Genomic DNA, 20335 nt, shown 5'->3' with positions numbered 1-20335 from the left:
GCCGAAGCAGACGCACTATTCATCGAGTGCCCACACTTATCGGTTGTTTAATTTTTAAAGATCAATCGCATCTGACTTGGCTTCGTCGCTTAATTACCGCGCCGTCGCTTCGTTTTCTGCGTCGCTGCATCAGCAGCAGAGAAGTGAGATTATGTCGCAGCTTCTCGTCGTCGTCAACAGTTTTTTTCGCTTTCTTCGTTCGTCGCCGTAGCGACTCGCAAGCTTCAAAACCACTAACCACCGGGCTTTGCGGCCCGTCGCTTCAACTTCGTCGCTGCTTTCGCTGCGTCGCTGTCGTTGCGAGAGACGAGATATTAATGACGTTCGTGGGTGAGCGCAAGCCCTTTGTGAAATTATTTTTAAGATCGCAAGAATCTTGCGTGTCCACGCCATCCACCGCCCAAACGAAGAGTGCCCCGCAAGCCCGTTGCACGGGCTTGCGGGGCACTCTTCGAGGACCGTCCGCGCTCCTCCCTATATATAGAGCGGTCGGTCCCTCTCCATATCAGGAACGATCAACGCATCAGGTTCTTCCGTTCCGTCGGGGTCAGCGCCTGTAACTGGGACTCGGACAGATTCATCTGGCCAACCACCTGCACAGGCGACGCAGGATCGTAGCGGAACATCTTGCCGGTATCCGCACGCGGCTTGCCCGTGCTGTCGGTCTGCGCCCCGGCGTCCAGCATGCGCACGCTAAAAATGGACGACTGGTTCTGCCTCGATGCCGCCCGATCGCGAGCCATCGCCTCCTGAGCGGCCGACGCCGCTTGCGCCGCCGTCGCGCTCGCATTCGTGAGTGCACCGACATTGACGGCAGCGACCGTTGGGATGCCCACCGACTTGCCCTGCACCTGAATGTTCTCGGCATTCATCACACGCAATGCCGCAACGTTCACGTTACCCGACACCCGAATCCCGGCCTCGCCCGCGTCTACGGTTCCCAACGGCGCGATCAGGTCGATGTCGCCCGGCGGCACCTCGGGGATCGGCGCCAGCGTCGCAATGCCAGCTCCCGTGTTCGGCGTGGTCGGCGAAAGCGAAACAATTCCGAGTCCGTCATACACCCGGCGTTGCGGCGTATAGACGACGGTGGACTTCGAGCCGCGACCGGCGTTGATATCGCCTTGCGCCGACCACGCCAGGATGTGGCCGCCGAACGTCGTGAAGATACGGCTCTGCCCCAGCAGAACGCTGTCGAGCGAATACAGTTCGACGTTGCCCCTGCCCTGCGTCAGAATCCCCGAGCCCTCTTCCGGCACGAACCCGCCATCCACACCGACGAGCGTTCGCCCACCCGGCGCAAGAACGCTCACGCCGCCACCGAAGTCCGTATGAATCCCGGCATCCTGCACTTCGTAGTGCGGCACACCCGTCGATGGGCTCCCACGGGCGATCCACTGCGCCTGCGTCAAGTACTTCACCCCCGCCTGCGGACGCGTCGTCGACACACGATTCATGTTCTGGAGGAAATACGCCGCGCTACTGTACATCGTCAGATCGCCGTCGTACTGCCGTGCCGCGCCCGAGGCGTCGGTCGTCGGGAACAAGGTCGCAATGGCTTCCCTACCGCGCAGATAGCTGCCCACGCGCGGACCGCTCGCGTCGTTGTACTCCCGGCCGGACGCGCGCAACTCGGCGAAATAGACATCGCGCAAATAGGCACGCTGCTGCTCCGGTGCAAGCGCGTCGAAGAACTGACGCGCATCCATCGACGCCGCATCGAAATGCACACCCTGACCGAAGCGCACCGTCGCATCGCCAAAACGCCGGGTCAGCCAGTTCACGAGATACAGATTGCTTTGCTGAGCGTACTCGTTTCGCAGATCGCGCCTGGCAACAGCCCCGGCACTCCCCGCAGCTTTGCTCGCAGCATCAAGTTCGGCTTGCTTGTTGACGAGATAGGCCTCGGCACCGCTCGCATCCCCGCTATAGCCAAACGCCTGTTTCAGCCAGCCACTCAACGTCATCTCACCGCCATACACCACGACCGCCTTACCTGGCTGATCGGCGAACGGACGTCCCGCTTCGGCAAGATTCGCCGGATCGAGATAACGAGCCGCGAACGCCTTGAAGTCGATGCCATCGAGCCCCTTCGGACCGACCCCCGCCGCCACGGCAATCCCGGCACCGCTGCTCCGGTCGCCCGAAGTGACGTTGGTCAGCGCCCCGAGGCTGCGCAGCTCGGCCTTGTCGGCCAGGAGAATGTCGCGTCCGGCCGTCACTTCGAGCAAGCCCGGACCGGCCACGTAGAACGAGCTATATCGGATATCGCGTCCGGCCGAAACGACGGAAATATCTTCCGGCGAGTTCTGAACGATCAGGTTGCCCCGTGTCGTTGCACTGCCTCTCGGTTGCGGTCTGCCCGGATTGTTCACCGGATCCTGGAAGTCCGGAATGGTGTACCAGCCAGCGAAATTGCCGTTAGTCGAGAGGAACGTCCCGAGCGGCGTGCCCGAGTTGACGATGTCTCTGCCCGCCCGGATGGCGACCGCCCCGTTGCCTTCGTACCAGTTCGGCTCCGTACCGGGTTGCGGCAAGACGGTTCCGCGATAGTTGATGCCCCCGGTCTGAAGGCCGACGATGTCGCCGGTCAGCGCGTAGAAGCGTGCGGGCGCAATGCCGCTGAAGTCGTACCCCGAAACGGTCGCCGGTGTCAGGCTGAACATGGGGAAACGAGTGAGCGAATCCTGGCTATAGGCGAACAGCATGAAATCCGGCGCCAATGCGTCTTGTCGGACGTTGGTCAGGAACTTACGACCGAACCAGGTGGCGAGCACTCCGCCCGCGAACGCAGGATTCTGTGCAGTGGGCAAGGCTGTCGGATCCGCCGCCGAGCGGCTGAGCGCGTAGCCCGAACCATACAACGACTTGCCCGCAATCATCTCCAGCGCGCCGCCGTCGGCAGTGACCTTGAACAGGGAACTGACCGGCTCCGGCGCCAGCAATACCGGTGTGTCGCCACGGGACGGCAAGGAATCTTCGCCAAGAATGCCCGTCGCCGAGTAGCCGTTGAAGATACTCCCGCTGGCTGCCACAGCACGCAACGTGGCGGGCAACACGAAGCGCCCGTCGGTCGACGAATAGTTCATGCCCGCACGACTACGATCCCCCAACGCCGTGATCGGCACCAGATTCCCGCCAGCGCTGAACAGATCGATGGCGGTCGACGGCGTCCAGAGCGTGAACCAACTGATGCCCTCGCCGGAGTACGAAGTGCCGTTCACGGAGAACGGAGTCCCGTTGTTTCGTTGCTGCGTGCGCGTGGCATCGCCGTAACCGCCGATCACCAGATCGCCACGCGTGTCGATTCGGGCCGTTGAGTCGCCCAGCACGAGCGACGGTCCACCGGTCCCGATGCCACGTTCGGCGACATAAGGATCGCGTGCGCGCGACTCGCTCATGTCGGTGCCGCCAAAGATGGCGTCGAACCCACCCAGCGCTCCGGCCTCAACACGTGTCGCGCCCCGCAGGTTGGTGAACGTTCCGTTCAGTGCGAGATTGCCGATACGCCACGTGGACAGATCGGTAATCGGGCTGTTGGTCTGTGCGATGGCGCGAACTTCGCGCACCGGATTCAGGCCGCCGCCGATACGCACGTCAAGATCGCCCCCACCGGTGAGTACGATCTGCGAGCCATCGGCCGAGACACGACCGGTACTGGCCACAGAGACGTTCAGGCCCTCGCTTCGCGCCAGCGCACGTGGGCCTTCGCTATTCCCCGGTCCCATCCGCGATTCGAGCATGCCCGCGTCGCCGCCCGCCTCAAGCACGACGTTGCCACCGCCGAGCGTTCCAAGCCCGGTGAAGCCTTGCAGGAACGGTGCCGTTTCGAACTCGGCGGAACCGCTCTGTTTGCCCACCGTATAGGTGCCGAAATTCACCCACCATGCGGTCGGCACACCCCCCGTCGCAATCGCCGAACCAGAGCCCTGCCGCCACAGCCAGCCACCGACGTTACCGGAATCGACGACCTGACGCGGGTTGCCGAACCCCGTCGCATTCGGGCGAATGTAGCTATCGGACGTGCCGATCGTATCGCCACGAATGTCGCCCTGCGCACGCACGAAGAGATTGCCGCCGTGCTCCGGATACCAGGCCGAATAAAGGCTTTGCGCCTTGCCGTCGACGAATTTTTCGAACTCGCCGCCGTCCGGTCCCAGCACCGCCGCGTTCTTCAACGTGGCACGGGCCAGGTTATAAGCGGCCGCTACATCTCGCGATTGCGTGCCCGCCGTATAAACGCCGTACGGCGAATTCATGGTGAAGTTTCCGCCAGCGAGCATGTCGAGATCACCCGTGCCGGTGCGCACCACGCTGAAAATCGGCTCACGCGCCGGGCTGGCTTTCATCTCGTATTGCGCAGGAATTCCCGGTGTGACGATCTGAATCATGTCGCCGATAGTGTTCCAGAAGTCCGCATCGGCGTCGGAGTGGATACCGTAGTCCGCAAGCTCCTGCGCAGTGATGGGATCCCCCGGATTCGTGCCGAAGTACCACCCTGCATCACTTCCCCAACGATACACACCGGGTGTTCCTGTGCCCGGGATCTGCACCGATTTTTCCCCCATCCCGTAATGCGTATCCGAGAGCACCAGATGGCCGTTCGTGGCGGACGCGCGCAACGCTCGCGGATCGGCGGCTGTCGTGTCCGCGCCCGCGACCAGCCGCATCGACCACGAGGCCGATCCCGGTTGCAGCATCGGCGCGAGCGCAAGCAGTTGTCCCTGAATCCCGTCGGCATCAGCGGGGCGCACGTTGACGAACGTCACACCGTTCGGCAGCTTGACCGAGGCTTCTGCCGGAATAATCGCGCCCTTCTTCATCGCCAGATCGCTGGCCAGCACGAAGGTCGTGGGCAGGACCTTTCCTGCGGGCCACACCATGGCGGCCACCGACGCGTCACCTGGCAACAGCACGCCAGCGTCCAGCTTCATGTCACGAGTGAGCGTCACGCTCGACGTGAGCACCGAACCCGCCGCGTACACCACGTTGCCGGAGGCATCGCGCACCGCACCGCCCAGCACCGTGCCTGCGGGGAAGGTCAGATCGGCCGTCAATGTCGCCTGCCCCGGCAAACGTGTGCCGCCCGGCAGCGTGCTGGCTTCGATCGAGATGTCGTAGTTGAGTTGTCGCTGCGCCGGGAACGTCGTCCCTGCTGCGAGCGTGACAAGACCGCCGACGGGCACCACGGCGTCGCCGCCCCAGCCAGCCTTGCCACTGGTAAGCACCCAGCCCTTGTTGTCCGAAGACGTCGCAGTCAGCTTGCTCGTGTCGAAGCCGTCGTTCACGCTGCCGAACACTTCGAGATTGCCACCCGCACGAATGGTCAGCGCCCCGGCTTCGCCGCTGCCGTACACGCCGGTCTTCTGCGTGTTCGGATTCAGGCTCGCGTAGCGATAGCGAGACATGTCGATGTCGCCATCGATGTGCAGATCGCCCTCTGGCGTAGCGCTCACGATTTCGACGCCCGGTCGCAGATGGAAGGCGTCCGTATGGCGACGCAGACCCGCGAGTCGCGCGAGCAGTGCGCCGTTGGCCAGCGCATTGGACATGAACGTCTCGTTCTGTCCGTGCAGCGTGTCGAGATATGCCTGATCGATGATCTGATACGGGCGGCCGTCGACCGAAACGTCGGTCCCCGGACGCGCATTGGCATCGCGCTGCATGCCGTTCACGGTAATCGAACGGGCACCATCGATCACAACGTTGCCGCCTGCATCGATGGCAATGTCGTTACCCGTCGCATTGCCCGCCCCGTTCGCCCCCAGCCGCCTGGCGCTGATCTCGACGGTGCCGACATTGAGCGCCGCGCCGTTCGTCCCTGCGCGTACGTCGATACGCGCGCCATCGGCCAGCACGACCCGCCCGTCACCGCCGTTGATTTCGACAACGGCACGGTTCGACGCCTCGATAGGCTGACCGTAGCTATCCAGTCGAAGCGTGGTGCTGTGTGCGTCGAGCGTTGCATTACCGCCGATGTTCACACCGTCGCGCGCCGACAACCGGATGCTCCCCACCTGCTTGCCGCTCGCATCCACCCGTCCGGCGATATCGAGCCGTCCACCGTCGACCGAGAGCGTAATTTCGCGTGCCTTGAGTTCGTCGCCGACGACGAGATCGCCTTGCTTGATCTGGAAGCTGCGGCTGCCGAACACGCCACCTTCGCTCAGACGCGAGTTCAATGCCGTAAAGCCATCGATGCGCTGCGCACGAACATCAATGCCGCCCGCGCTGAACGGGACCAGCGTGCCACCGGCGTCGTACACGCCCGTTGCGCTGCCGAGCAACTTGCCTGCGAGCGAGACCTCCCCGCCGGTCGGGCCTACGGCCGTCACGGACAGCTTGCCCGCGCGGTTCTCTACGGCGGACAGATCGATGACCGAGCCGCCTGCCTGACGCACGCCGCCTTGCTCGCTGGACAGCAACACGTCGCCGCCCCAGCTGTATTTCGTCGCGTCGAAGAACTGGAGCTTGCGTCCTGCGAGATCGAGTTGTGCGCCATCGCCGAGCGTGACGTCACCGGCCGCGTCCACGCGCAGGCGGCCGCTCGGCAGCACGACGTTAGTGTCGATGTGCGTCGCGCCGCCGGACTTCAGCCCGACTTCCGCGCCGAGCGCGGCCACCAGTTGGTCGTTACCAACCGCCGACTTCGCCCGGGCGCTTGCATTGGCGACCGTGATGTTGCCGCCCGCATTGAAGCGATTGACCGAGCCCGCCGCACCCGTGAGTATCGGCGTATCGATGACGATATCGCCGCCGCGGTAGTCATAGGCGTGCGTCCGGTCGTTCCAGCCGTCTTGCGAGCGATAGACGGACAGGCTGCCCTTCTGATTGGCGGTAACACGTTCGCTCGCCTTGAGCTCGACCGTCGAGAACCCGACCGCCAGACGATTCATGGCGTTGTTGACGTCGGGCTGCGTGGCGGGCCCAAAACCGAACTCGATCTCCCGCGCATCGATCGCAAACCGACCGCTGCCGGTCCCCGCGCCGCCAGCGACCACACTGCTCGCCGGGTCCTTCGAGCCGGTCCACACCAGCCGATCGGTGCGAATGCGCGCCAGCGCATCGCTCGATCCGTAGCCGAAGATCGCGGGCGTGCCGAGCACGAGCGTGTCGATGCTCGACTTGCCGGTCGTCGCGTCGATGGTGGACAGTTCGACGGAATCGTAAAAATTGATCGAATCGCGGGCGATGAGCGACAGGCTTTGCAGCGCCGGTGCGCCGTACACAGTGTCGCCGCGCAGCAGGCGCGACAGCACCGGTTGATTGAGGGTCAGCCCCTGCGCAAGCTTCCCGGACGCCGCCAGCGCGTCGAGCGAAGCCTGCTCGCCCACGTTCACCCGCCCGACCGAGAGCGACAGTTGACGCGTGCCGTAGCGCACGGCATCGGTGATCGTGAAACGCTTATCCGTTGCTACGGCGATGGAGCCCTCGGACAGCAGTAACGACTCGCCCGAGCATGCAGCGCCTGCCGTGCAGACCCCCAGATCGATGTAGCCCGAACCAAACGAGTCGGCAGTCGTCGTCGGGGTCGGCGCGAGCATCGCAAGGCGACCGTTGGACACAGCCAGTACACCGGCCTTGCCCGGGGCGTAGGTAAAGCCGGTCGACGCATCCCACATCTGCATGCCATAGCCGAGCGTGTTGATGCCGCTGCCCTGCTCAATGGTGATGCCGCGCGTAGGCGCCCGCGTGACGATGAACACCTCGCCCGCCCGCAACACAGCGTCGCCGCGCAGCACGACGTCGTACACGCTGCCGCGACCGATGAGATCGAACGTTGCCGTGGCGGCCTCCAGCGAGCCCCCCGTGCCCTTGAGCACTTCAGGCAGCGCGCCGATCGCAAGTCGCGCCGCACCGATTGCGTTCAAGTCTTTGGCATAGAGCGACACCAACCCGTTATCGCCCACCGTGGGTCTGGCATTCGCGCCGAGAATTTCGAAGCTACCGCCGGACGGCGAGCCGACGAGAACGCTGGCACCGTAACCGTCCTTGCCGTGCGTGACGTCGGCGCGGCCTTCGAAGCGCAGTGAGGGAAGTCCATCGATTGCCCCCAAATAGCTGCGCGGCAGGAAATAGAAGTCGAGACGCTTTGCATCCGCCTCGATCAGCGAGCGGGGGACACCGTCGCGGGCAGACGCGGCCCGCGCGAAATCGGCGTAGCTCATCTCGTTGTACTGCGAGTACTTACGCAACGTGTCTGCGGACGTGAGCACAGCCCGCGTAGGCGTGGCGCTGCGAATGCCGGTGTCGTTCACGCTCAACTGCGCCGATAGCGCGAGCGAACCGTTGCGCATCGAGAGCGGCGCGAGACCCGTCGGCGCTGTCGTCCCCGGCTGCAACTCCACGCGATACGCGCCGGGTAGCAGTGCGAACGTCGACGGCAACAGCGTGTAAGTTCCGGCAGGCAGACCCGGCACGCCGTTGCCGATGGTGATCTGCTGACCGATGAGCGGTGCGCCCGCGCCGTTGTCGCCAACGATAGGCGCGTAGGCCGACTGTGCACCAGGAACGATGGCGTAGACCGGATTGGACGACAGGGACGGCAGCGTGAAGCTGGCCTTGTTGCCCGTCTGCACCACCTGCATGAGCGGCGAGAGGCGCGCATCGACTGAGCCGCCACGTCCGCTAAGGAACGCCGCCCCGCGAATCTCGCCGCCGCCCGACAGATCGATGACCGCGCCATCGTCCACGCCCACCGAGTGCGCATACACAGCAATCGTCGGTCCTGCACCTGCCAGCGCATATTTCGCATCGGCACCGGCATTGAGATAGCTCAGGCCGTCGAGCGAGCCACCCAAGGGCATCGTCAGCCCTGCGGCACTCACCGACGTGACACTGCCCGGCAGCAGACGCAGCAAACCGATGGTCTGGAGGTTGCTGGTGGTGCCGAACGTAATGGTGCCCATCGGAGCGCGCAACACCCCGCCCTGCAAGATTTGTGGCGCAGCGATCGTCAGATTGCCAAAGAGCGAATAGGGTTGTGCAGGCAGCGCGTTGCCCACGCGCTCGATGGTCAACTTGCGCTCAGGGTCGAATCGGATTTCGTTCGTCAACCACTGCTCGTTCACATAAGTGCGCTGTCCCACGACGATGGTCGCAGTGGCTTCCGAGACGGGATAGATCTGAGCGGCGGCAAGCGTCAGATCGCCCGGAACGTAGAACGTCGTCTTGTCGAGAAGCCGCAGGTCGCCACGGCTGCGCAGCGCGACATCGCCAAATGCGAGTCGCCGGACTTCGATCGGTGCCGTGTTCGTCTCAATGGTCCCTGCCGTGCCGAATTGCATCGGACCGGACAGATCGATGATCGATGCATCGACCTCGAACTTTGCGTTGCGGTCCTGCGCCGGAAGTCCGAGCGCACCGCCACCCTGCCCCTGATTCTTCGAGCCCACAACCGCATTGGGCATGATCTCGTTTTCGCCCTGCGTACGCGTAGCCCCGGCCAGTTGCACATACGGCGCGGCGATCTTCACCACGCTCCCGAGGGCCGCGTTCGCTGCCAGACCGAAGGAATTGGCCGTCAGACGCACGCTTTGTCCCAGCGACAGGTCGACGCTGCCGTCAAAATCGATCATGCCGTTGGCGAGCAGCGCGAGATTGTCGAAGCCACCGGCCTTGACGCGGTCTACGCCGATACGCGCAGTTCCCATCGCGAGCCCGCCACCGACTGCGCCCGCCGTCAGCGTGTCCGACAGCGTGCCCGGACCCTGCGTTTGTGCAACGACCATCTCGTGGGCGACGCGAACCGCGTCTTCCACGCCAGCGCCCTTGAGCGTGAGGCGGTCGACAGGGGCGTAGGCGAGCGTCTCAAGTACCAGATTCAGCGTGCCGCCCGCAGCGCCCGCGCCGCCCGACGCGGCGATCATCTCACCGTCGAGATACAGGCCCCGCGCCGAGGCCAGCGAAATCACGCCGCCGTTGCTCGTCACATGCGTGCGGCCCTGACCCGGTACGTCGACGTCTGCCGACGCGCCCGACGCATCGAGCTTCGCACCGGGGCGCACGATGACGAAAGCGTCTGCGGCGTCGACCTTGGTCGCTCCATGCGTGTACTTCGCGCCGATCTGGATCGTGCCGCCAGCGGCCACCCGGCCGTTGTACGCGCCGGATGCGTCCTGCGCCACGAACGGTTGGGCCGCCACATCGATCACGGAATGGCTGCCGAGCCAGATCGAGCGCGCCGTGAATGCGCCGTCGGGACGATCGACTTCATTGCCCGTGCCGAACGCGCCGCGCAACAGGCTGACATTGCCCGAGGCCGCGTACAAGCCGCCGAGCAGGGTGATCTGATCGTTACCCGTCAGCGCGATGCTGCGCCCCGGATCGACGTCGATGCGCGCACCTTCGCCCACGACCAGCGGCGCACGCTTGTAGACCGTCCCGGCGTTAAGCGCGAGATCCGCGCCGCCGCGTTGTGTGACGGTGCCCTTAGCAGCGTCGCTCTGCCAGACTGGCGGGAGATACGTGCGCAACACGCGAGACGGATCGCTGCCGCTCGCGGCGGCCTGCGCGGCCTGCTTGTCCGCGTACAACACCGGCATCACCACGTTCAGATGCGCATTGTCGGCCACAGACACGCCAAGCTGGCCGGTGACGTCATAGCGCGAGAAACCGGTGGAGAAGATATCTGCACTCAAGACCGTAGGCGACGCCACCCGCACCTTCTGCGTCACGGTCAGCCCGACGGGGACGACATCCCCCTTGGCCAATGTCACGTCGAACGGAAGCGGCGTACCTGCCTTGGCAACAACGTTGTAAGGCACAACGGGGATGCCCTCAGGAAAGACGTTCCCCGGGAGCACATAGCCCGGCGCGACGGTGCCGAATGAGCGAACGATAACGGTGCCCGCAGGCACGACCTGCCCCGAACTGTAGGACCGGCCACTCGGCGCGTAAGCGAAAAAGGTACCCGACGCCCCCGCAGGCACGGTCCAGTCGGCAGCGAGCGTCACCGGCGCGTCGGCGGTGATTGCCGGCGCAGTGGTGAGTGTCTGCCCGGGCATCACGCGTGAGATCGTCTGCTTGTAATCGACCGGCGCGACCGTGCCAGCCTTGATTGTGTAGTCCTCGAGCAGCATGACGTTAAACGGCACGGACTCGCCGGGGGCAAGCCAACCCGCAGTCTGAAGCCCGACACTGCCGATGACCACGCCATTGCCCGTGTCGAGCTTGAGCGTGCCGCCGCCGTTCACACCATAGGCGCGCAACGTGCCGTCGACCTGCACCTCACCATGCCGCTTGCCGTCGAGGTCGTACTGGCTGGCCAGCAGCGAGACGCTGCCGCCCTTGCCACCACGCACCGTGCCGTTCGACAACAACGCCGCGCCCGACGACACATCGACGACACTCCCCGGCAGCAACCTCACGTCGCCCGAGCTGGAGAGCTGCACATTGCCGCCGTTGACATACGGCAGGCCGTGAATGCCCGCCTCGCCGTCATCCGCGCGGCGCCACAGGCCGCGTGCGTCGAGCGTCGCGCCGCCCGCCACCTTGACGTACTGCTCACCGCCGACAATGGCAGTGTCGGCAACCGGCATGTCGGTCCAGACACCGTTGGCGGTACTCGTGAGCATCTGATTGAGGATATTGCCTGCGGCGATTACCCCGCCGCGTGCGGTCACGTTAGCGTTGAGTTCCACGCGCGTGGCATGCAGGCCGACGTCGCCGCCATCGGCAACACGAAGGTCGCCGTCCAGCGTCAGCCGTTCGGTCGCCATCAGCTTCACGGCACCGAAGTTCTGACGATTGATCCAGTCGGCATCTAGCGAAATCTTGCCTGCGCGCTTCGGATCGATCGCTGCGTCGAGTGCGCTGTCGGCCGCCAGCGCCTGCACGGACCCCACGTCGATGGTGCGAACGAGCGCCGACGGACTGTCGCGCAAGGCGAGCGCCACGTCGTCGTAATAGGGCGTGATCCGTCCAACGATGAACTGTCCGGCGCGCGGTGCAGCCAGTTGCGATTGCAGGTAACCGTCGTAGAGTCCCCGGTCGGCGGCCTGCGTCTGGCGCGGTCCCTGATAGACGGACGTATCGACATCGCCCTCAAGCACAGCCGACAGACTGGAGACGACCAGACGCCCCGCATCGCGTCCGACCGTATAGCCGTTCTCCAGGCGCTCGCCCGGTGCAATGAACGGCGTGGCGTACGACTCCGTTCTACCTTTACCCCATCGGGTATGCGCGACTTCGAAACCACGATACACACCCAGATAGCGCAAATCGCCCGGCGCATTGTCGGCACGATAGAGTTGCCCGTCGTCGCCGCGCAGCCAGCTCTGGCGAATCATGCCCGTCTGCACGTCGAGCGTGCCGCCTGCGAGATTGATCAGCGAGCCAGCACGCGTGACGACCTCTGCGCCGCCCAGTTGCACGGTCCCGCCCTGCGCGGCCCATTCGCCGACGCCGTGTTGTGCGGTGTTCAGATAGCCACTGACTTCGAGCAGACCGCCCGCCGTGTACCAGCGGTCGGTCGTGAAACCTTGCGTACCCGCAGGCACGCGCACCAGATAGCGACGGTCGATGAAGAGCGTCTGATTGTTGAGCAGCGCCGAGTCACGGTTGGTCGGCGCGTCGCGTTGCTCGTTGCCCTGCACGTTCACTTCGACGTTGTTCGACGCCATCGCCACTTGCACGCCGACGGCGCCCGACACGTCGAGCTTGGCACGCGCTGTCGCGACCATGCGACGCGTCGCCGCCACGTTGATCTGCCCGCCGGTGGCGAGCGTGAGCGAGTCGCTGTCGAAAAGCACGTCGCCCGACGAGACGACCTGCACGAGCGACTGGTCGCGACGGTTGTACAGCCCCGATTCAGCGACCTTGGCCGTGTCGGCAAGTAGCGACGAGCGTTGCACATCGAGGGCCGTGTCGCCTGCGGTGTCGAGCAGGATCGCGCTCACCGCGCCCGGCGCAAACTTCACTTGCGCATTCGTGTCGCCGCTCGCCGTCAGATGAATCGTGCCGCGCGTGTTGACGGAGGTGCTCGACACCAGTACGCCGCTTTGATCGACCTGACGGCCGGTGAGCGTGATGTCGCCCAGCGTCGACAGGATCAAACCGCTATTGCTCACGCGTCCGGCCGTCGATCCCGCGAGGAGGCTCGGCGTGACTTCGTTGCCACGTGTGCTGGAGTTGGGATTGCCGTCCGTGCCCATACCGCGACGGATGACGAACGCGTCACCGCCTGCGATCACGGTCTGGCCCGAGGGCGTGACGATCGTGCCCCGGTTATGCGCTTCGCGACCCAGCAGCAGCACGTAGCCGCCGCCTTCCGTCACCGATTGCGGCTTGCGCGTGTTGATGCGCGCCCCCGCATCGACGACCACATTGGCCGTCGCCCCGGTGTGCGAGAACCCCGAGCCGGTGACGTTCAGGTCATTGGCGAATGTCGGCACCGTCACACCTGCGAGCGCCGTACCGTAGATGCCGCGATTGAACTGATCGTTCGTCATGCCCACGGCGGCGGCCACCAGATTGCGCGTATCGACCTGCGCCGTGCCCGTGAACTGAATGCCGTTGCGGTTGACGATCACGACCGTGCCATCCGCCTTGATCTGCCCTTGAATCTGGCTGGGGCGCGCATTCGGATCGTTCACGCGGTTGAGCACCGCCCAGCCCGGCTGCTGCGCGAACTCCACCGTCGTACGACGCCCGACGTTGAACGTCTCCCAGTTCAGAATGGCCTTCTCGCCCGTCTGCTCGATCTTGACGTTGGTGTTGCCTGCGGTGTCGCGCGATTGCGCGATGTCCTTCTTCGCATTGATCCAGCCCGCAGTGAGACTGTTCGTGTCGACCTTCAGGCCACCTTCAGCAAGCCCATCGGGAATCGTTTCGGGAGACGCGGCAGCGGCCTGACGCGCCGCCGTCTGCGCGGCCTGCATCGCGGCGATGCCTTGCGCTGCGGTCGCGAGATTGGCGATGGAGTTCTGCAACGCCTGATTGGCGCGTTGCTGCTGCTCGCCCGGGTTTTGCAGTGACGAGACGGGCATGCCGTTGGGTAAGCGTCCCGTTTGCGCCGCCGTGCTCTGCGCAGCGCCGCGTGCGGCGAACCATGCATTGCTGAACGCCTGTTGCGCGTGGGCCGCGCCGATCATGGCGCTACTCGCAGCGAACACCGCGACTGCCTGCGCAAGCGGGCGGATCCGCAGCACGCGCAGTGGTAAGGAGGGCACGGAGGGCGAAGAAGAAGCTACGCGCTTACGCATGATGGTTTCAATCCCGTCTGTCGTCTGGTGCGGCTGTGGGGCGGTGTCTCGCGACAACGCCAGCGAACAGCCTCTGGCAGGTTTTCGTCCAAACGTTCTATGCATAGGAATGCGAAAGGAACGCTTGACGCTCTCGGGACTAAGACCCTTCGACGCAGGCCAATCGGCAAGGATTTATTTGAATCTTTCGTGACATGACCGAACCGTCACGGCGAACACCCGGATTGGGGCGTTCGGAGACTGCATCGACCGAGGGGATCCGCGTCAATTAGCCGAGCAACACGATGCCACCGGGCAGCGTGCGCACCGACAGACTGAGTGAATGTTCGATCTGGCCGAGCGCCACATCGAGTGAGCGGATCGCAAAGCGTCCGGTCACCGGACGCGCGGCGATCTTGTCGTTCAGAAGTACGACTTTCCCCGGACGGTAACGGTTGATCTCGTCGATCACATCACCCAACGGCACCTCGGCAAAGCGCAGATAGCCGTCGCGCCATTCGGGCATGGCGTTGGCGTCGACATTGACCAGCGATTGCAGACTGCGCGCGTCATAGACAAGTTGCTGACGCGCACGCAATGTGACACGCCCGGCCGTGTGCACCACGTCCGCCGCGCCCTCGATGCAGGTCACGCAGACCTTGTCGGCCACGTTGCGCACTTCGACACGCGCGTGGTGCGCAACCGTGCGTCCCGCGCCCGCCACGATTTCGAACGGGCGCGACGCCAGCGTGGTGTCTACAGCGGCTTCGCCGCTCAACAGGTCGATGCCCGGCGTGCCGGACGCAGCGCCCCCAGTACGAAGCGCCACGCTCGTACGCGTATTCATTTCAACGGAGACATCGCCTGCCAGCGCGACGGTGCGCTGCTCGCCGGTTCCCGTGCTGTAGTCGGCGTGTATGGATGCAGCACTGGGCAGCAGCCCAAGCGGCGCGCCGATGACGGCTACACCCGCGGCCGTCGCAAATGCGCCTGCCGTGCCCGCAAGCACCCAGCGGCGACGCGGGTCGAAGCCGCGTCCGGTCTCTCGCCCGGTCTTTGCCTTCGTTTTCGTCTTTGCTTTGCGCGACGGGGCCGGGCACGCAGCAACCGCCGCATCGGCAGCCGCCGATTGCTGCGCCGCCTGCGTGAGTTGCTTCCACTGACGCTGTGCGTTTGCCAGCGCCTGCGCGTGCTTCGGATCGCGCCGCGCCCACTCGCGCAGCGCGTCGCCGTCGGCGTGCGTCATCTCGCCGGACGCCATGCGTCGCACCCAGCTCATCGCCTGCCGCTCGGTGGCATCGAGACGCCGCTTGTGCGGCAACGGGGTATCGGGTCGGGACATCATGGCGTCACCTCTCGCATGAGACGGAAGGTCTCCTTTGCTGAGACGGTTTTGCCCCGCGCCATCGGCAATCCCCGGTTCATTCGGACCTCGGCATATGCGCCACGCAGTATTCGTGCGCACGCTTGAGCTCAAGACCGACGAGACGCGGCGACACGCCGAAGCGGCGCGCCACATCTTCGTTCGACATTTCATGGACGCGCACCGCAATGAAGATCGCGCGGCGGCGCGGCGGCAGATCGGCCAGCAGACGTTCGAGCGTCGCGATATCGTCGCGCGCTTCGATGGTCTGTGCAGGCCCCGGTGTCGGATCGACGAACTCGGTCATGAGCGCATCGATTTCGTCGTCGCTCATGTAACGACGCTCGCGCTGTACACGGTCGAACGCCATATTCATGGCGATGCGCATGAGATAGGCGCCCGGACTCTTCACGTCGCTCTGGCGGTCGGCACGGTCGTCGAGATGCACCCATGTATCGTGCAGGGCGTCGCTCGCCAGTTCGGCCGAACCCAGCCGCCAGGTCAGTTTGCGTTTGAGATCTTCGTAACGCTGCGCGAGCAGGTCACGCAGGAAGGCGCGCGGCGTGTCGACCATCTAATGCTCCGTCATCGCCTGACACGGCGATTGCACGCACGCAACATGCCCTGTGCGGCACCCAGTGGGCAACAGCAGGATGACGAACGGGCGCGTCGTATCCGATGGCGCCCTGCCGACGTCGAGTCCCTGCAACCGTTGCACGATGGTCGTGTCCCGACGGGCATCGCCCGTGGTATCGAGCAGACGCACCCGGCTGACCCGCGCATTCGCACCGACCTGCACCGTCATGGCCAGACGATTGTCGCCGGGCGAAAGCGACGGCTGTGCACAGAGTGCGCGCAGCACAACGCTTTGCAACGTTGCAAGGTAGCTCCCGGCAACGTTCGCCTCACCACGCGACGAATCGTGCGAGACCGGCGAATTCACCGGCGCCAGCACGAATGCGTCCTCCGCCGTGCGCTCCGCCGTCACACCGGTGCCGGAGAGCATCTCGTCAAGCGCCTCATGCGGGGCGCGGATACCGGACACGGCATGCGAACGACGGCCTTCCACCAGCGACGACGGGTAAAAGACAGACATACGCGTGAGCGTGTCGAAGCGGGCGAGCGCGTCCTTCAAGGGGAGCTCCGGGATATCGAACGACTGCGCTTCACGCGCATCCGTCCGGGCAATGGCGGCCGGACCGAACAGCAGACACGCGAGCCACCCGAGCGCTAATACGCCAGCCAGCCAACTCACCCCGGCGGGCGATTTACGCATCCCCGTTGATCCACTAATGATTTGTAAGAATTCCTGACAATTCTCGTGTGCGATTGTGACGATGCTTTGACAATGCGCAGGATCGCCTTCTCAAAGAAAAAAACCCGTAACGCGCCCACGGGGTAGTAAGCGCGCTACGGGCCAACCAGTCGTCTGCTGGACGTGATTCTGCCGCGCGGGAAGGTCCCCAGGCTCGAGAGGAAAACGCGCTTGATGCGCCGCGCGGCGACGCTTCAGTTGAGCGTCATCGGTGCCTGCGGCTCTGCGGCATCGACACCGGCGAGGGCGTCGCCCGGCGTTGCCAGGTCGTCACGCGGCGCGGCGGTCTGACCGGCCACCTGCTGCGTAAAGTTGCGCAAATGCAGGAAAAACTGTCCCATCATTTCGACCCACAGACGCATCGAGAAGCGCAGGAATTCCGACGTGACGCCGCCCGCGACGAACACGTCCATCTCCAACACGAGGAATTCGCCGTGCGCGGCCACGCGCGCGAAGCGGCGCGAGCGATGCCATTCGTTGATGAGTCCTTCAGGCAGATCGCCGCCCTGAATGCGCAGCGGGCAGCTCAGCGTGAGATCCAGATACTGATCGACGCCAGCCTGATTGCCCCAGTGCACCTGGTAACCGATGCCGTGGCTGGCGCTGTGCAGACGCGTCACCAGATCGTCTTGCTGAACCGAGACGGCGCAACCGGCGGCACGAATCGCGTCGGCCACCTGTGCCGACGTCATGAAGGTGATGACGTCCAGCGGTGACGACTCGCTTGACGTCGCCGGCACGGCCGCTTGTGCTGCGTCGTGGTTGTCTTGTTGCATCGTGTTCTCTTCGTTCATGCCAGTAGTCCTCGGTCCTCAACGTCCGTTTTTGATATCTGATACTGCGTCAGCCGGAGCCGACGGGGCGGGCTGTGCTGCCTGCTCTGCTTGCGGTGCCGGTTTGGCCGACGCGGCAGCCATCGCCTGCTGTTCGTCGAACTTGCCCTCGTAGAGCTTGTCCCCGTACTGCTGGGCGATCTGCTCGTACTTCACGCGTGCCTGCGCTGCGAACGGCTGGCGTGCCGCCACAATCGTCGCCACATCCATCGTCTCGTAGGCCGTCAGGATTTCCTGACCGACGGCATACAGACGATCGTTTTTCTCTTGCGCAAGCTTGAGCGCGGCCCGTTGTGCGGCAGTCTCCTCGGCAAGCTGCTTGCGCTGTGCATCGGCCTGACGCGCGAGCCTGAGCAGTTCGTCGTACGCGTTGCGATACTGCGAGATCTGCGTGTTGGCCTTGTCGGCAATCGTCTTCACCTCCGACTGCGAGGCGCGGGCGTCCTGCGCCAGACGCTCACGCGACTGACGCTCCGCCGTCAACTGCTGCTGCGCGTCGTCCAGTTGCTTGCGCAGTGCTTCGGGCGAATCCTTGCTGGCCTTGCCCGCATTACCTGCACTAGCCGCACTACCCGATGCACCAGCGGTAGCACCACCGGCCTTGAGCGCCGCGAGTTCGTTCTTCGCCTGCTGAAGCTGCTCGGTCGTCGTGCGCAGTTGCGTGCGCAGACGCTCTTCCATCGTCGGCGCGCCCTGCGGCGTCTGCGCCAGCGCGGCCGAGCTCACGGCGAGCAGCATCGCCGCTGCCGTGACCTTGGCGCCCGAGGTCAGACGCGACACCGCGCGCGGGGGCTGTTGGCTCATGACACCTCCTTAGAATCGCGCGTTGACTTCGATTTGCAGCGTGTCGATCGACAACGGCTGACCGTAGACTTCCTTCGTCGACAACCAGCGGCCCGTGATCCAGGCGTTCTTGTCGAATGCGTACGAACCGCCCAGGTAGTACCCCTTCGCGTTCGTACCGCCACCGTGGAACGTCGAATCGTTGTATGCATCGGGCACAGCATCCGGCTCGATACGCTTGTAGCCGAACAGCACGTTCCAGTCGCCGCGCGCAGCCATGACCGGCTTACCGAAGGTCGCCTGGAACATGTACGCGTTCGGACCGCTCTTGAAGTTCGCGCGCGTGGCTGAGCCCGCCGCGAAGTTGTTCACGATGCCGCCGTTCGAGCGCGCCCACATCTCGCCCTCGTTGTAGGCCAGGTTGCGGATGTAATTCACGTCGAAGCGCAGCGGGTAGCGACCTGCGAGCACCGTATCCCAGCGCGCCGACAGATCGAGCAACTGGAACTTCGAGGCGTAGCCGACGTACTGCGGCTGCGCGGTGTTGGCCGGATCGAGCGGATTGAGCGCGATGTTACGCAGCAGCATGAGCGTGTTGCCCTTTTGCATGAACGCCGGGCGCGACCAGTCCGAATCGCAGCTCGTCTGACCCGCGTACAGCGCACACGGCGACGACAGCTGCCCCGTAATGTTGCGGAAGTCGAAGTAGCCGACCGTGCCACGGAAGCTGTTCTTCGAGTCGAGCTTCCAGTTCGCGCCGAACTGCGTGCCGAGCATCCACTTCGTCTGACTCGACATCTTGCTCTGGCTGTTCGACGGCGAGTTGTCGCCCGAGTATTCCAGCGGGATGAAGCCCAGCGAGCCGAACAGTTCGACGTTCGGGTTCGTCGGCAGCGCCTTGTTGAACTGTGCGGCGATGCCGTCGATGTTCAGGTCGCTCGAGAACAGCATGTCGCTCGTGACGTACGGGGGTGCGAAGCGACCGCCTGTCACCTTCATCCATGTGAACGGCTGGTACGACATCCACATCTGATCGAGCCAGACGCTCTTCTTGTTCAGACCACCGCCCAGCGTGCTGTTGGTGGAGACCGGGCTGTCGTCGTTGCTGCTCGCCAGACGCACACCGGCCTTCACCTGCTCGGACACGTCGGCGAAGATGCCGAAGCGTGCGCGCGCACGGAACTGATTGGTGCGGTTCTGCGTGGTGTTGAGCAGCGGCGGGAGCGCGAGGTTGGTGTTCGAGTTGACGTCGAAGCCATTGCCCTTGTTGATCTGCGCCCAGTCGATCTGCGTGTTCGTGTTGCTGCTGGAGTAGAAGCGCGATTCGTTACGCAGACGGAAGTCGCCCTCGATGTGAATGCGCTTGGTCCACTCCGGCGTTTCGTTCGGGGCGGCCCAGCCTTCGGACTTGGCTTGCGCCATGACTTCGTTCTTCACCTCGTCGCGAATCTGGTCGCGCGTGGTCTGGGAGATGTACGGAATGCGCACGTCGCCAGGCTCGGCGGCAAAACCGGCACCGGCTACGGCACCTGCCACGGCAGCGCCCGCCGGGGCGGCTGCGGCGGACTTCTGCGCCGCTTGCGACGCCGCATACGCTTCGGTCTCGGCCTGCGCGAGCAGCGCTTCGCCGGTGGCCTTGTCGATCGCGCCGCTCTTGATCAGGCCGCGAATGAGCTTGACCATTGCGGTGTCTTGCGGTGCGGCCTGGGCTTGCGCCTGCGCGAGTCCCGCGGTGCCCAGCAGGGCGAGCGCCAGTGCGACGGCGCCCGCCGTACCGGCGGCGCGACGGGGTGCCCCTCGGCGCGCGCCCCCGTCAGTCATACGTTCCAGTGCTTTCATTTTGTGTGTGACTTTTGCG

7 protein-coding genes are annotated in these 20335 nt (G+C 64.6%); all 7 read right to left on the bottom strand.

Features of this window, described 5'->3' with window-relative positions; genetic code table 11:
- Window positions 1–515 precede the first annotated feature (515 nt).
- The 7 genes from NA29_RS05180 to NA29_RS05150 all read right to left on the bottom strand — a co-directional run bounded on the left by NA29_RS05180 (window position 516) and on the right by NA29_RS05150 (window position 20316).
- Window positions 516–14204, bottom strand: a complete 13689-nt coding sequence (locus NA29_RS05180) for a filamentous hemagglutinin family protein (protein WP_167370885.1) — start codon at window positions 14202–14204, stop codon at window positions 516–518.
- A 268-nt stretch (window positions 14205–14472) separates the two neighbouring features.
- Window positions 14473–15528 carry a FecR family protein gene (locus NA29_RS05175; protein ID WP_052252541.1) on the bottom strand — a complete coding sequence of 352 codons (1056 nt, stop codon included), beginning with the start codon at window positions 15526–15528 and terminating at the stop codon, window positions 14473–14475.
- A gap of 76 nt (window positions 15529–15604) precedes the next feature.
- Entirely contained in the window at window positions 15605–16120 is a 516-nt protein-coding gene (locus NA29_RS05170; protein ID WP_039396430.1) for an RNA polymerase sigma factor, read from the bottom strand.
- Window positions 16121–16822, bottom strand: a complete 702-nt coding sequence (locus NA29_RS05165; RefSeq protein WP_052252540.1) for an STN domain-containing protein — start codon at window positions 16820–16822, stop codon at window positions 16121–16123. It abuts the gene before it with no gap.
- Between the two features lie 233 nt (window positions 16823–17055).
- Window positions 17056–17655 (bottom strand): YbjN domain-containing protein, encoded by a 600-nt coding sequence (locus tag NA29_RS05160; protein WP_052252539.1) that lies wholly within the window; start codon window positions 17653–17655, stop codon window positions 17056–17058.
- A gap of 18 nt (window positions 17656–17673) precedes the next feature.
- A complete protein-coding gene (locus NA29_RS05155) occupies window positions 17674–18498 on the bottom strand; it encodes a hypothetical protein (protein ID WP_052252538.1) in 825 nt (274 codons plus the stop codon).
- Window positions 18499–18507: 9 nt separating this feature from the next.
- Window positions 18508–20316, bottom strand: coding sequence for a putative porin (locus NA29_RS05150; protein ID WP_084104163.1), 1809 nt, complete (start codon window positions 20314–20316; stop codon window positions 18508–18510).
- Between the last annotated feature and the right edge of the window lie 19 nt (window positions 20317–20335).

The organism is Pandoraea sputorum, assembly GCF_000814845.2.
GTDB lineage: Bacteria > Pseudomonadota > Gammaproteobacteria > Burkholderiales > Burkholderiaceae > Pandoraea > Pandoraea sputorum.
Note: the sequence above shows the minus strand (reverse complement) of the source record. Positions and strands in the feature narration are given on the sequence as shown.